This window comes from Streptosporangium sp. NPDC051022 (genome assembly GCF_040683035.1).
GTDB lineage: Bacteria > Actinomycetota > Actinomycetes > Streptosporangiales > Streptosporangiaceae > Streptosporangium.
The window spans coordinates 210,419-223,992 of sequence record NZ_JBFBCF010000001.1; the positions used below are offsets into that span (position 1 = coordinate 210,419).

Genomic DNA, 13,574 nt, shown 5'->3' on the forward strand with positions numbered 1-13,574 from the left:
GTTACTCCAGGGCCGCTTCGCCGTAGACGGCGGAGATCGCGGCGCGGACCACCGCCGCGTCCTGGGCCGCGGTGCCGCCGCTGGCCCCCATGGCCCCGGCGACCTCGCCGCCGACCCGGATGGGGACGCCGCCGTTGCCGGCGGTGAACAGGCCGTGGGTCTGGGCGACGACCGCCGCCAGGAGCGCGGGCGCGGCCTCGGCGAGCCGGGGGCCGAGCGTGCCGGTCTCCTCGCGCCACGCGGCGGCGGCGTAGGCCTTGCCCCGCGCGATGTCCGGGGTGAGCCAGCCGGCCCCGTCCATCCGGTGCAGCGCGATCTGGTGGCCGGCGGCGTCGAGGACCGAGAACGTCATCGTCACGCCGAGCGCGGCGGCCTCGGTCTCCGCGGCGTCGAGCAGCGCGCGGGCAGTGGCGAGATCGATCATCGGGTCTTCTCCTCGGCGAGGTCGTGCCAGAACCGGACCAGGGTCTCCAGGCCGCGGCGGTAGTGCTCCAGCGACAGCCACTCGTCGGGGCCGTGCTTGTTCTCGTCGGGGCAGCCGAAGCCCAGCAGCACCGAGCGGATCCCGAGCAGGTCCTGCAACAGCGCCACGGCGGGGATCGCGCCGCCGTCGCGGATCAGGTACGGCTCGGCGCCGAACGCGGTGCGCAGCGCGGCGACGGCCGTCCGGACGGCCGGGTCGTCGGTCGGTGTGACGGCAGGGCCGGTGGACGAGGAGGCGGTCGCCGTGACCCTCGCCCCGGGCGGGGCGAGCGAGGTCAGATGCGCGGAGACGAGCGCGCCGACCTCCTCGGGCCGCTGGTCGGGGACGAGCCGGCAGGACACCTTGGCGCTCGCCCGGGCGGGGACGATCGTCTTCGGGCCGCTGCCCTGGTGGCCGGACGTCAGGCCGTTCAGTTCCAGCGTCGGGCGGATCCAGGTGCGTTCGAGGGTGGAGTACCCGCTCTCGCCGCAGCCGACGGCCGCGCCGACGGCGGCGAGCCAGCCGGGCTCGTCGAACGGCAGGCCGCCCAGCGCGGCGCGTTCCGCGTCCGGCACCGGCGCGACGGACTCGTAGAACCCGGGTACGGTGACCCGGCCGTCGGCGTCGTGCAGGGTGGCGAGCATGTCGACGAGCACCTGCGCGGCGTTCGGCACCGCGCCGCCGAACTGGCCCGAGTGCAGGTCGGTGGCGGCCGTCTCGACGGACACCTCGACGTAGCACAGGCCGCGCAGCGCGTACCCGACCGACGGCACGCCGTGCGCGTACATCGGCGAGTCGCTGACGAGCGCGACGTCGGCCGCGATCAGGTCGGGGTGGGCGTCCAGGAAGGCGGCCAGGCTCGGCGAGCCGATCTCCTCCTCACCGTCGGAGAGGAAGCGGAGGTTGCAGGGCAGCCGCCCGCCGCCCGCGGCGAACATCGCCTCGACCGCGGCGATGTGCATGTACAGCTGGCCCTTGTCGTCGGTGGACCCCCGGGCGTACAGCCGGCCGTCCCGCTCGGTCAGCTCGAACGGCGGTGACGTCCACGCCTCCAGCGGCTCGACCGGCTGGACGTCCACGTGCCCGTAGACGAGCACGGTCGGGGCGTCCGGACCGGCGTGCAGCCAGTCGGCGGTGACGATCGGGTGCAGCGGGGTCGGGTGCACCTCGACGTGCTCCAGGCCGATCCGGCGCAGCTCGCCGGCCAGCCAGTCCGCCGCGGCGGCCACGTCGGCGGCGTGCGCCGGATCGGCGGACACCGACGGGATCCGGACGAACTCGGCGAGCCGGGCCAGCTGGCCGGACTCTCCGGCGGCGACCCGCTCCAGGGCCGAGGTCAGGGCCGCGGCGGGACCGGCGGCCGGGGGTGCTGAGGTCACGGGTGCTCCTTAAGGTCGATGGGGGGTGCGGACGGGCCGAGGTCGGTCCAGTAGTGGCAGGCGACCTCGTGCCCGCCGGTCGCCGGGGTCAGCGGCGGAGCCTCGGTACGGCAGCGGTCCCGGGCGAACGGGCACCGGGTGTGGAAGCGGCAGCCGGTCGGCGGGTTCGCGGGGCTGGGCACGTCGCCGGTGAGGATGATGCGCTCCCGGCTGCGCTCCTCGACCGGGTTCGGCCGCGGCACCGCGGAGATCAGGGACTTGGTGTACGGGTGGAGCGGGCGCTCGTACAGGTCGTCGCGGCTGAGCGTCTCGACGATCTGCCCGAGATACATGACCGCGACGCGGTGCGCGATGTGCCGCACCACGGCGAGGTCGTGCGCGATGAACAGGTAGGTGAGCCCGAACCGCTCCTGGAGGTCCTCGAACAGGTTGACGACCTGGGCCTGGACCGACACGTCGAGCGCGGAGATCGGCTCGTCGCAGACCAGGAAGCTCGGTTCGACGGCGATCGCGCGGGCGATGGCGATGCGCTGCCGCTGCCCGCCGGAGAACTCGTGCGGATACCGGTCGGCGGCGGCCCGTGGCAGGCCCACCGCGTCGAGCAGCTCGCCGACCCGGGCGGTGGCCGCCGCGCCGTCCGCGAGGCCGTGAATGGTCAGCGGCTCGCGGATCGCGGCGCCGACCCGCATCCGGGGGTCGAGGCTGGAGTACGGATCCTGGAACACCATCTGCATCCGGCGCCGCGCGGCCCGCAGCCGCCGGCCGCGCAGGCCGGTCAGCTCCGCGCCGTCGAACCGGATCGAGCCGTGGGTGGCCTCGGTGAGCCGCAGCGTGGCCCGGCCGGTCGTCGACTTGCCGCAGCCGGACTCGCCGACCAGGGCGAGCGTCTCGCCGCGGTGGACGTCGAACGACACCCCGTCGACGGCGCGGACGACCGGCCGGGGCCCGGTCAGCGTTCCGCGCCGCAGCGGGAAGTGCACCCGCAGGTCGCGGACCTGGACGAGGGGCTCGGTCAAGTTCCCACCTCCAGGGGCGCGGGGGCGCCGGTCAGCGGGGCGCGCGCCCAGCACGCGACCCGCTGACCGGCGCCGACGCCGGCGAGCGCGGGGTTGGCGTCGCCGCAGGCGGGCAGCGCCTCGCCGCAGCGGGGCTCGAACGGGCAGCACGCGGCGGGCGCGTACAGGGTGGGCGCGCTCCCCGGGATCGCCCGCAGCCGGTGCGGCCGGGGCTCGTCGATCCGGGCGAGGGAGTCGATGAGCGCGGTGGTGTACGGGTGCCGCGGGTGCAGCAGAAGCTGTTCGGCGGTGCCGTTCTCCACCTGGTATCCGGCGTACATGACCGAGATCCGGTCGGCGAGCCCGGCCACCACGCCGAGGTCGTGGCTGACCAGGATGATCGCCATGCCCAGCTCGGTGCGCAGCCGGCGCAGCAGGTCGAGGATCTGCGCCTGCACGGTGACGTCGAGCGCGGTGGTCGGCTCGTCGGCGATGAGCAGCTTCGGCTCGCAGCTGATCGCCATCGCGATCATCACGCGCTGCCGCATGCCGCCGGACAGTTCGTGCGGGTAGGCGTCGGCGCGGGCCCGGGGATCGGGGATGCCGACCAGGTCGAGCAGCTCGACGACGCGCTCCCGCATCGCCCGGCCGCGCAGGCCGGTGTGCACGCTGAGCGCCTCGCGGATCTGCCGGCCCAGGGTGAGCACCGGGTTCAGCGCGCTCATCGGATCCTGGAAGATCATCGCGACCCCGCTGCCGCGGACCGCCCGCAGCTCGGCCGGGCCGAGCGTGAGCAGGTCGGTGCCGTCGAGCCGGATCCGCCCGGACGTGATCCGTCCCGGCGGGGCGACGAGCCGCATCAGCGCCATCGCGATGGTGGACTTGCCGCAGCCGGACTCGCCCACGATGCCGAGCGTCTCGCCGGCGGACAGCCGCAGCGAGACGCCGTTGACGGCGTGCAGCGTACCGGCCGAGGTCGGGAACTCCACCCGCAGGTCGTCCACCTCCAGCAGCGGGACGCCCGGCGCCGGGGCGGTCATCCGACCGGGGCCCGCTCTGCGCCGGCCGCCCGGTCGGTGGCCCGATCGGCGGCCCGGTCGGCGGCTCGGTCCGCCGCCTCGCGGGCGGTGGCCAGGTACCGGCGGGCGGCCCCGCCGAGCAGCGCGGTGTTGCTGACCGCGATCATCCTGGCGCCCAGTTCGACGGCGGCGGTCGCGCCCGCCGCGTCGCCGACGGACATGTTGACGACGATGCCGCGCTCGCGGAGCAGCTCGATCGCCGGCAGTACGAGGGCCTGAACCCGTGGGTGGCCGGGCTGTCCGGGCAGGCCGAGCGAGGCGGCGAGGTCGCCGGCCCCCATGCAGCAGATCTCCAGCCCCTCGGTCGCCGCGATCGCGTCGAGCTGCTCGTACGCCGACGCGTCCTCCAGCAGGGCCGCCGGGATCGGGTGCCGGTCGACGGCCGCGAAGTACTCCGGCGGAGTCTGGGTCAGCCCGTAGTTCGCGGCCCGGGAGCCGCCGGCCGCGCCGCGGGTGCCGTACGGCGGGAAGCGCAGCGCGGACACGAACGCGGCGGCCTCGGCGGCGCCGGCCACGTGCGGCGCGATGATCGAGCTGACCCCGGTGTCGGCGTACCCCAGGAGCACGTCGGGCCGGTTGACCGGCGCGCGGACGACCGAGGCCACGCCGACGGCGTCGGCCGCGGTGACGAGCTGGTAGCAGGTCTCGACGCCGACCCCCTCGTGCTCGCCGTCGAACATGATCCAGTCGAAGCCGAGCAGGCCGCAGAACTCGACCAGGCGCGGAGAGGGGAAGCCCAGGAACGCGCCGAACAGCGGACGGTCCTCGGCGAGCAGGTCACGCAGCCGGTTAGCGCGCATCCGCGGCCTCCTTCGTGTCGGCGGTGACGAACTCGCAGCCGAGCCCGGAGATCCGGGCCCGGATGTCGGCGACGCCGGGCACGCCGCCCTCCTCCAGCTCGGCGGACCAGCCGTCGAGTTTGGCCCGCAGCTCCGCGACCCTGGGCAGGAGCCACGGCACGTCGTCCGGCGGTACGGCGACGATCCCGTTGCCGTCGGCCACCACGATGTCGCCGGGGTTGACGACCGTGCCGCCGCACGCGACGGGCACGTTGACCTCGCCGAAGCCGTCGGCCGGCAGGCCGGGGGCGACGCCACGGGCGAAGACGGGCAGCCCGGCGGCCTGGATCTCGTCGACGTCCCGGACCGCGCCGTCGACGACGAGACCGGCGAGGCCCCGCCGCGCCATCCCGATGCTGATCTTGCCGCCGAACATCGCGTACTCGACGGTGCCCCGGGCCGCGACGACGAGCACGTCGCCGGGCTCGCACAGGTCCATCGCGACCTTCAGCAGGCTGGTGCCGCCGACGGGCAGCGAGAGCGTCACGGCCGGGCCGGCGACGCGCGGCATGGGCCGGTACATGGGGTGGATCCCGCGCATCGTGCGGGACTGTTTCATGACGTCGGTCAGGTCGGCGGGGTCGCATTCCGCGAGCCGCCCGACGAGCGCGGCGTCGGGCCGTGCCACGGGCGGGAACACCCGGTATCCGATGGTCATTGGGGTGCCTCTCCTGGGGGTGCGGGGGCGGCGGTCCTGTTCGGGGGGTTTCTGTGCGGGGGTTTCTGCGCGAGGGTTTCTGTGCGGGGGGTTCCGTGTGGACGGTCCTGTGTGGACGGTCCTGTTCAGGAGGGGACGACGGCGAGGCCGCGGTCGCCGCGCGGGTCGGTGCCGCCGCTGAGCACCCCCGTCGCGGGGTCGCGGTGCACCGCCTCGACGCGGGCGGTGTAGGTCTCCAGCACGATCCGGTGCCCCTTGCCGGCGAGCCCGACGACCGCGCGAGGCTCGAACAGCGGCTCGACGCTGACGGTCTCCGGCAGGTCCTCGGCGTGGATCCGGTCCACGGAGACGGCCTGGTCGACGGGCATCCCGAAATCGAGGACGTTGGCGGCGACCTGGGCCATCGCCGTGGCCTTCCGGCCGCCGGCCGGCGACCCCATCGCGAGCAGCAGCCGCTCCCCGTCGAACACGAACACCGGCGCGCCGCCGGCGTTGGGCCGCTTCCAGGGGGCGATCGAGTTCGGCGTGTCCGGCCGCGCGTCGAACTGGATCATGTGGTTGTTGTGCAGGAAGCCGAGGCCGGGCGTGACGACCCCGGAGCCGGAGCCGATGCTGTGGGTGATCCCGGCGGCGTTGCCGTCGCCGTCGACGACCGTGACGTGGGTGGTCTCGGCGGGGCCGGACAGCCTGCCGGACCGGTCGCCGCGCTCCACGTCGGTGCCGTTCTCGATCGCGGCCCGCAGCGTCGCCGCGTACTCCTTGGACAGCAGCCGCTCCAGCGGCACGTCGACCATCTGCGGGTCTCCGATGTGCGCGGCGCGGTCCCGGAAGGCCAGGTGCATGGCGCGGGCCACCCGGTCCAGGTACTCCGGGGTGTTCCAGCCGAGCGCCCGCAGATCCCAGCCCTCCAGCGTGTTCATGATCTGGAGGAACGTCGGGCCGACCGAGGGGGCGTCCTCCGTGACCAGCGAGTATCCGCGGTAGTCGAGCGTCAGCGGGGCGTACTCCTCGACCTGGAACTCCAGCAGGTCGTCCATGCTGAGGTATCCGCCGTTGGCCGCGAAGTCCGCCGCGATCCGCTCACCGGTCTCACCACGGTAGAACTCCTCCGGGCCGTGCTCGGCGATGCGTTCCAGGGTGGCGCCGTAGTCGCGCTGGACCAGACGCTCGCCGATCTCGTAGAAGTCGCCGCCGGCCTTGGTGAAGACCTGGCGGGCGGCGTCGGTGAAGGTGATCGTGCGCGGCCCGACGCCGAGGAAGTCGTGCCCGTTGTGGGCCGGGCTCCACATCATGTAGGCGTGCGGGTAGACGACGAACCCGTCGAGCGCGAGCCGGATCGCCGGGGCGAGGATCTCCTTCCAGGTGATCCGGCCCGAGCCGTACCGCCGGAACGCCTCGTGCGCGCCGCGCACGAAGCCCGGCACGACCGACGCCTCGTATCCGAGCTGGTTGCGGGAGCCCTCGACCTTGAACAGCGTGCCCCAGTGGCCGGTCGGGGTGAACATCCGGTCGTGGGCCTTGTGCGGCGCCCGGCCCATCGACCACAGGGTGCGGACCGTTCCGGTCGCCGCGTCGTGGAACTGGCCCATCATGCCGCCGCCGATGCCGCAGCGGACCGGGTTCACCACGCCCTCGGCGAACGCGGCGGCCACCGCGGCGTCGGCGGCGTTGCCACCGGCCCGTAGGATCTCGGCGCCGGCCTCCGCGGCGTCGCTCTCGACGGCCGTCACGACGCCGCCGGCGGGTCGGTTCCTGGTCATGTCACTCCTCCGGTACGGAAAGGTCATCGGTGGGACGGGGGTCAGCCGCCGAGGCCGGCGTGCTCGAAGGCGAACATCGCGTCGGGCCGCGGCTGCCAGGTGAGCTTCTTGTTGACCGCGTAGTTCTCCTGGAGCGTGTACATCGGTGACCAGTACGCCTGCGCGGTGATCGCGATCCGCTGGGCCTCGGCGTACGCGGCGGTGCGCTTGGCGGTCTCCGTGGTCCCCGCGCCGTCGGCGGCGAACCCGTCCAGCTTCGTGTCGGCCGCCAGGGCCTGCCAGGCGGAGCCGGTCGTGAAGTACGCCTGGAACAGGAAGCCGGCGTCGTTGTAGACCGGGTTGAAGCTCAGCAGGTGGATGCCGCCGGAGCCGGGCTGGCGCCACTTCTTCGCCACCACCTGGAACGGTCCACCGTCCATCGTCGCGGTGACGCCGACCGCCTTCAGCTGCCCGGCGACGGCCTCCGCGACCTGCTGGTCGAGTACGGTCGCCCCGATCGTGTACTTCAGCGGGATCGTCAGCCCGTCGGCGAAGCCGGCCTCGGCGAGCAGCTTCTTCGCCAGCTCCGGGTCGTACCGGTTGCCGGCGAAGGCCTCGTCGTACCCCAGCTCGCCCGGGACGAAAAGCCCGTGGAACGGGTAGGCGCGGTCCTGGAACAGGTTCTTGATGATGCTGTCCGGGTCGATGGCGTGGCTGATCGCCTTGCGCACCAGCGGCTTGTCCGTCGGCGCGGCGCCGGTGCCGAACGCCAGGAACACCCGGGTCTGGCTCTGCACCGAGGCGACCCGCACGCCGGGCAGTCCGGAGGCCCGCTCGACCAGGGACGGCGGCAGGTCGGCGGCCACGTCGGCCTTACCGGTCTGCAGCTCGGCGATCCGGGTCGCGGGGTCGGCGACGGTGCGGAACACCAGTGTGCCGATCTTCGGCTTCGGTCCCCAGTACTTCGGGTTGGCCTTGAGCGTGATCGCCACGCCCTTCTGCCACTTGTCCAGCGTGTACGGCCCGGTGCCGACCGGCGCGTTGCCGAAGTTCGTCATCCCCTGCTCGGTGAAGTACTTCGGCGGGTACACGAAGAAGTACGACATCTGCGACGGCAGGGCGCCGAAGTCGGGGGTTTTCGTGGTGACCTCGAAGGTCAGCTCGTCGACGGCCGTGATCTCGACGGCCGAGAAGACCGTGGTGTTGCCGCCCACCTTGTTCTGCCGGTAGAAGCCGAGTGTCTTGGCGACGCTGTCGGCCGTGAGCGGCTCTCCGTTGCTGAACGTCACGCCCGGGCGGAGCTTGAAACGCCACGTCGTCGGGGTGACCTGCTCCCAGGATTCGGCGAGGCCGGGCTTGACGACGAGCTTGTCGCCCTCCCACTCGTACCGGGTCGGCGTCTCCAGGATCTCCGCCGCGATGCGGACGGATGTGCGTTTCGACTCGGAGTTCGGGTCCAGGCTCTGTACTCCGGAGGCCTGTACCACCTGCAGGGTGGCGGTGGCGGTCTCGTCCTTGGCGGGGCCGCCGCCGCAGGCGGCGAGGGTCGTCAGCAGTGCGGCACCGAGTGCCAACCGCGGGCCGTGGCGCAGGGTCATGGGGGGCATGCACCGGCCTCCTTCATTTCTCGCTGGCGGAGATCTGCGGAAAATCAAATCCGGATAGCGGAAAAGTAGTTTCCGGGCAGGGCGGTGTCAACAGGTCTCCGGGTCGCCCCTCGCCTCGCCGTACGGCGCGTGTATCTGTCTCCTATCTGTCTCCGCGCACGTCAAAGGCCCACGGCAGCCGGTGTGGCGGCCGTGGGCCGGAAGAATATTTCCAATGAGTGGAACCCGCACCCCTTTCGTCAGGGGCGCGGCAGGGCGCGGCTAGGAGGCTCCGGCCTCCGGCGCGTCACCGCGTGCCGAGAGCGTCGAGACCAGCTCGGCGGCCACCTCGCGCATCAGCGGGACGAGCTGCGCGGCGTCGCTGACCGACAGCCGCGCCTCCGGCGCGGACACCGAGATCGCCATGGCGCGAGGCCCGCCGACCACGGGCACCGCCAGGCAGCGGACGCCCAGCGCGTGCTCGCCGTCGTCGACCGCGTACCCCTGGGCTCGGACGAACTCCAGGTGCCGCAGGAACACCTCCGGATCGGTGATCGTGCGCGAGGTGAACCGGGCCATCCCCATCCGCTCCAGCGCGTCGGCCAGCGACTCCGGCGGGGCCTGCACCAGCAGGGCCTTGCCCGCGGCGGTGCAGTGGGGCGGCACCCGCCGCCCGACCTCGGTGAACATCCGCAGGTAGTGCCGGGACGGCACCTGCGCGACGTAGACGACCTGGTCGGCGTCGAGCACCGCGAGGTTCGTCGTCTCGCCGGTCGCCTCCGCGATGCGGGCCAGGTACTGCCGGGACCAGGCCCCCAGCAGGCGGCTCGCCGTGGCGCCCAGGTGGATCAGTCTCGGCCCGAGCGTGTAGATCTTCGACGGCTCCTGCCGTACGTATCCGAAGCCGGCGAGCGTGCGCAGCACCCGGTGGATCGTGGTCATCGGCAGCCCGGACTGGCTCGCGAGCTGGCTGATGCTCAGCTCTCCGTCCGCCGCGGCCAGCAGCTCCAGCAGCTCGAACGCGCGCCCGATGGACTGCACCCCGCTGCCGGAGCCGGAGCCGTCGCCGTCCGTGCCGGGTTCGCGGGCGCCGGACTCACGCCCCCGGGGCTCGCGCACGCCCTGCTCGCCTCGTACCCCCACCGCAGGTCCCTCCATCAGACTCGTCCTGAGATTTCCATCTTACGGAAATCGGTGTGTCGGCACTGCGGAACCGTGATCGATCTCCCGCGTTTCGAGGGCTCGACGGGCCTCCCTTGACGCCGATGAAACCATCATTCCATAATGCGGAATCCTATTTCCATCTTCGGTGGGCCGCAGCCGCGGCTAGGAGGAGCTGACGCCGTGAAGACCTATCTCCCGTTGATGACCTGGGTCGAGGCGCGCGACGCCGCGCGGGCCGGACGGGTCGCGCTCGTGCCCGTGGGCACCACCGACGCCAACGGTCCCCAGCTGCCCACCGGCTTCGACCACCTGGTCGCGGCGGCGCTGGCCGAGCAGGCCGCCGAGCGCACCGGCGACGTGTGGCTGCCGCCGATCGCGTTCGGCGTCTCCGAGGCGCTCGCGGGCTTCCCCGGCACCGTCTCCGTGTCGCCGCAGCTCCTCGGCGCCCAGATCGAGGCCGTCCTCGGCTCGCTGATCGCCGGCGGGTTCGAGCACGTCATACTGATCAACAACCACGGGCCGAACCAGTACCCCGCGGAGTACGCCTGCCGCGAGGTCCGCCGCCGCACCGGCGTGCTGGTCGCGACGATCAACCCCGCGCAGCTCGCCCGGGATCTGTGGGCCGACCTGTTCCCGGGCGCCGAGATCGGCCACGGCGCGGAGCCGGGCACCTCGCTGCTCATGCACCTGCACCCGGACGCGGTCCGGACCGACCTGGTACGGCCGCGGCCCAAGAGCGACTTCCAGGGCCTCGACGTCCTGTCGCCGACCGAGGTGCGGTTCGGGGCCAGCCGGGTCAACCTGTTCCTCGAACTGTCCGAGGTGTCGGAGACGGCGGGCTGGCACAACCCGGAGAGCGCGTCCGCCGAACGGGGCGCGGCGCTGTTCGGCCGGATGCTCGACTACACCGCCGAGTTCGCCGCGCACTTCCGGACCATGGACACCAGGGCCGCGGCCCCCGCCCCGATCGCCGACCTGGCCGGCTGAGCACGGCGTGATCTCCGTCCGAGAGGGTCACCGCCCTCCGCCGATCGCGGCTTCCGGTCGGCGGAGGGCGGTGACCACCGGAGACATCCTTTACCGGAACACCCTTGCTTCCCTCTAAAAGTGTATGCAAAAGTGTGCTCACTTCGAGAGGAGGTGGCCATGGGCAGGGTCATGGCCGGGAGCGCGCTGTACGACGAGGTCGTGCAGTGGATGGTGATCGAGGCCGAGCTCCTCGACGAATACCGTGAGCGTGAGTGGCTTGAGGGCATGGTGAGCCCGGACGTCGTCTACCAGGTGCCACTGCGCCAGACCGTGGAGCGTGCCCGGGGCAACGGGTTCGTGGACGGCGTCTACCACCTGGATGAGACATACGGATCCCTGGAGAGCCGGGTCGCGCGGAACGAGACCGCGTACGCGTGGGCGGAGGACCCCCCATCCCGGATCAGGCATTTCGTGACCAACATCCGGGTCACCGAGGACGGCGACGAGATCGGCGTGCGCAGCAACCTGCTGATCTTCCGGACCCGCCAGGAGCAGACGCAGCCGCAGCTACTGTCCGGCGAGCGTCGGGACGTGCTGCGTCGTGAGGACGGCGTGCTGAAACTCCACCGCCGCCGGGTCCTGCTGGACCTCACGGTGATCGGCACCCACAACCTTTCCATCTTCTTCTGAGGCTTCTGAGGAGTAACGCCGATGACGATCACTGGGCCAACGAGGGCCGACGCGCTCCTCGACGAGCTGGACCGCTGTCTTCCCGAGGGGGAGATCCCGGTCGGCCTGTTCGGCAACCAGGAGATCTATGACCGTGAGCTGCGGCGGGTTTTCGGCCGCTGCTGGGTTTTCCTGGCCCACGAGTCGGAGATCGAGGCCAAGGGCGACTACGTACTGCGCAAGATCGGTGAGGACAACTTCATCGTGATCCGCGACGAGCGGGGCGAGATCAACGTCCTGTTCGACGCCTGCCGCCACCGCGGCGTGCAGGTCTGCCGGGCCGACTCCGGGAACACCTCGCACTTCCGCTGCCCGTACCACGGCTGGACCTACAACGCCAAGGGCGACCTGGTCGGCGCGCCGCTGTGGAAGAACGCGTTCGGCGGGATGGCCAAGGAGGGCAACGGGCTCACCAAGGCGGCCAAGGTCCGGTCGTACCACGGGCTGATCTTCGCCACGCTCGACCCATCGGCGCCCCCGCTGGAGGAGTACCTCGGCGGTATGGCCTGGTACCTCGACCTGCTGTTCGGTCTCAACGAGCACGGCATGGAGATCGTCGGCGCGCCGCAGCGGTTCGTCATCGACGCGAACTGGAAGTCCGGCAGTGACAACTTCGCCGGGGACGACTACCATCTCGGCACGCTGCACCGGTCGGTGTGGGAGATCGGCGCCTTCCCGGTGCCGTTCCGCGAGAACATGATGGGCTACCACGTCCAGGCCGCGCCGGGACACTCGCTGTCGTTCTCGATGGCCCCCACCGAGGACGAGCCGGGCCCCAAGTTCTTCGGCTTCCCCGACGAGCTGGCCGCCACGTTCGACACGAGCCGGATCAGCGAGCACCAGCTCGACATCGCGCGCCGCTCACGTGTCATGGTCGCCAACGTCTTCCCGAACTTCTCGATCCTCGCGCTGCCGATGACCGAGGACGGCACCCACCACCCGCCGACCGGTGTGGTGACGATCCGCACCTGGCAGCCGCACGGCGTCGGCCAGGTCGAGATCTGGAACTGGTTCTGCGTCTACAAGAACATGACGCCCGCGCAGAAGGACCGGGCGTACCGGGCCGGGCTCGGCACGTTCTCCATGGGCGGGGCGTTCGAGATGGACGACACCGAGCCGTGGATCACCGTCAGCCGCACCGGCCGCTCCGTCGCCGCCGACCTGCTCGACTTCAAGCTCAACTACCAGATGGGCATGCCGGGCATCGGCATCGCCAGGCCGGTCGAGGACTGGCCCGGCCCCGGGATCTCCTACTGGTCCCGGTACGAGGAGGGCGTGCAGCGCAACCTCTACCGCTTCTACGGCGAGATGATGCGCGCCGAACCGGGCGCCTGGCCGAAGTTCTCCTTCGATGACTGAAATCCCCGCGATCCCCGCGATCCCCGCGGGCCTGGGCGGGCGGCTGACGCCGGGCGGCAGGCCCGCCGTGGTGGTGGTGGACCTGATCAACGGGTTCACCGATCCGGCCTGCCCGCCGGGCTCCGACCTCGACGAGGTCGTGGCCGCGACCGCCGGGCTGCTCGCCCACGCGCGTGCCAGAGGCTGGCCGGTGTTCTTCACCACCATCGCGTACGCGCCCGAGGAACTGGACACCCTCGTCTGGCTGCGCAAGATGCCCGCGCTGACCGCGCTCGCCGAGGGGACCCACTGGGTCGAGGTCGACGCGCGGCTCAGGGGCGGCGAGCCGGTCGTCGTGAAGAAGCAGGCGTCCGCGTTCCACGGCACCGATCTGGCCGAGCGCCTGGCGGCGAGCGGCGCGGACACCCTGATCGTGACCGGTGCGACCACCTCCGGGTGCGTCCGCGCCACGGTGATCGACGCCTGCGCGCTCAACTATCCGGTGCTCGTGCCCGTCGAGTGCGTCGGTGACCGGCAGGCGGGCCCGCACGAGGCCAACCTGTACGACATCGACGCCAAGTACGCCGACGTCGTCGGGCTGAGGGACGTGGTGGCCCGGTGGAACTGAGCTCGACG

At 72.2% G+C, this 13,574-nt stretch carries 13 protein-coding genes; 4 read left to right on the top strand and 9 right to left on the bottom strand.

What is annotated here, in order from left to right; all coding sequences use genetic code 11:
- Nucleotide 1: 1 nt before the first annotated feature.
- The 9 genes from AB0N02_RS00965 to AB0N02_RS01005 all read right to left on the bottom strand — a co-directional run bounded on the left by AB0N02_RS00965 (nucleotide 2) and on the right by AB0N02_RS01005 (nucleotide 9,896).
- Entirely contained in the window at nucleotides 2–424 is a 423-nt protein-coding gene (locus AB0N02_RS00965) for a heme-binding protein (RefSeq protein ID WP_363941035.1), read from the bottom strand.
- Nucleotides 421–1,842, bottom strand: a complete 1,422-nt coding sequence (locus AB0N02_RS00970) for a dipeptidase (RefSeq protein ID WP_363941037.1) — start codon at nucleotides 1,840–1,842, stop codon at nucleotides 421–423. The genes AB0N02_RS00965 and AB0N02_RS00970 overlap by 4 nt, the downstream gene beginning before the upstream one ends.
- Nucleotides 1,839–2,858: an ABC transporter ATP-binding protein gene (locus AB0N02_RS00975; protein ID WP_363941040.1), complete on the bottom strand. Its 1,020-nt coding sequence runs from the start codon at nucleotides 2,856–2,858 to the stop codon at nucleotides 1,839–1,841. The genes AB0N02_RS00970 and AB0N02_RS00975 overlap by 4 nt, the downstream gene beginning before the upstream one ends.
- The gene (locus AB0N02_RS00980; RefSeq protein WP_363941043.1) at nucleotides 2,855–3,877 is read right to left on the bottom strand and encodes an ABC transporter ATP-binding protein; all 1,023 of its coding nucleotides are present in this window, start codon (nucleotides 3,875–3,877) and stop codon (nucleotides 2,855–2,857) included. Before AB0N02_RS00980 ends, AB0N02_RS00975 begins: the two co-directional genes overlap by 4 nt.
- Nucleotides 3,874–4,716, bottom strand: a complete 843-nt coding sequence (locus AB0N02_RS00985; protein WP_363941045.1) for an aldolase/citrate lyase family protein — start codon at nucleotides 4,714–4,716, stop codon at nucleotides 3,874–3,876. The genes AB0N02_RS00980 and AB0N02_RS00985 overlap by 4 nt, the downstream gene beginning before the upstream one ends.
- Complete coding sequence (locus tag AB0N02_RS00990) at nucleotides 4,706–5,413, bottom strand: hypothetical protein (RefSeq protein WP_363941048.1); 708 nt, start codon at nucleotides 5,411–5,413, stop codon at nucleotides 4,706–4,708. Before AB0N02_RS00990 ends, AB0N02_RS00985 begins: the two co-directional genes overlap by 11 nt.
- Before the next feature lie 125 nt (nucleotides 5,414–5,538).
- Nucleotides 5,539–7,173, bottom strand: coding sequence for a gamma-glutamyltransferase (gene ggt, locus AB0N02_RS00995; RefSeq protein WP_363941050.1), 1,635 nt, complete (start codon nucleotides 7,171–7,173; stop codon nucleotides 5,539–5,541).
- A gap of 41 nt (nucleotides 7,174–7,214) precedes the next feature.
- On the bottom strand, nucleotides 7,215–8,759 hold the full coding sequence (locus AB0N02_RS01000; RefSeq protein ID WP_363941053.1) for an ABC transporter substrate-binding protein: 1,545 nt from the start codon (nucleotides 8,757–8,759) through the stop codon (nucleotides 7,215–7,217).
- A 261-nt stretch (nucleotides 8,760–9,020) separates the two neighbouring features.
- Complete coding sequence (locus tag AB0N02_RS01005; protein WP_363941055.1) at nucleotides 9,021–9,896, bottom strand: IclR family transcriptional regulator; 876 nt, start codon at nucleotides 9,894–9,896, stop codon at nucleotides 9,021–9,023.
- A gap of 186 nt (nucleotides 9,897–10,082) precedes the next feature.
- Here AB0N02_RS01005 and AB0N02_RS01010 point away from each other — a divergent pair, with 186 nt between their 5' ends.
- The 4 genes from AB0N02_RS01010 to AB0N02_RS01025 all read left to right on the top strand — a co-directional run bounded on the left by AB0N02_RS01010 (nucleotide 10,083) and on the right by AB0N02_RS01025 (nucleotide 13,566).
- The gene (locus AB0N02_RS01010) at nucleotides 10,083–10,889 is read left to right on the top strand and encodes a creatininase family protein (protein ID WP_363941058.1); all 807 of its coding nucleotides are present in this window, start codon (nucleotides 10,083–10,085) and stop codon (nucleotides 10,887–10,889) included.
- 159 nt (nucleotides 10,890–11,048) lie between these two features.
- Nucleotides 11,049–11,561, top strand: a complete 513-nt coding sequence (locus AB0N02_RS01015) for an aromatic-ring-hydroxylating dioxygenase subunit beta (protein ID WP_363941061.1) — start codon at nucleotides 11,049–11,051, stop codon at nucleotides 11,559–11,561.
- A 21-nt stretch (nucleotides 11,562–11,582) separates the two neighbouring features.
- Entirely contained in the window at nucleotides 11,583–12,959 is a 1,377-nt protein-coding gene (locus AB0N02_RS01020) for a Rieske 2Fe-2S domain-containing protein (RefSeq protein ID WP_363941064.1), read from the top strand.
- Nucleotides 12,952–13,566 carry an isochorismatase family protein gene (locus tag AB0N02_RS01025; protein ID WP_363941065.1) on the top strand — a complete coding sequence of 205 codons (615 nt, stop codon included), beginning with the start codon at nucleotides 12,952–12,954 and terminating at the stop codon, nucleotides 13,564–13,566. The genes AB0N02_RS01020 and AB0N02_RS01025 overlap by 8 nt, the downstream gene beginning before the upstream one ends.
- The last annotated feature ends 8 nt before the right edge of the window (nucleotides 13,567–13,574 follow it).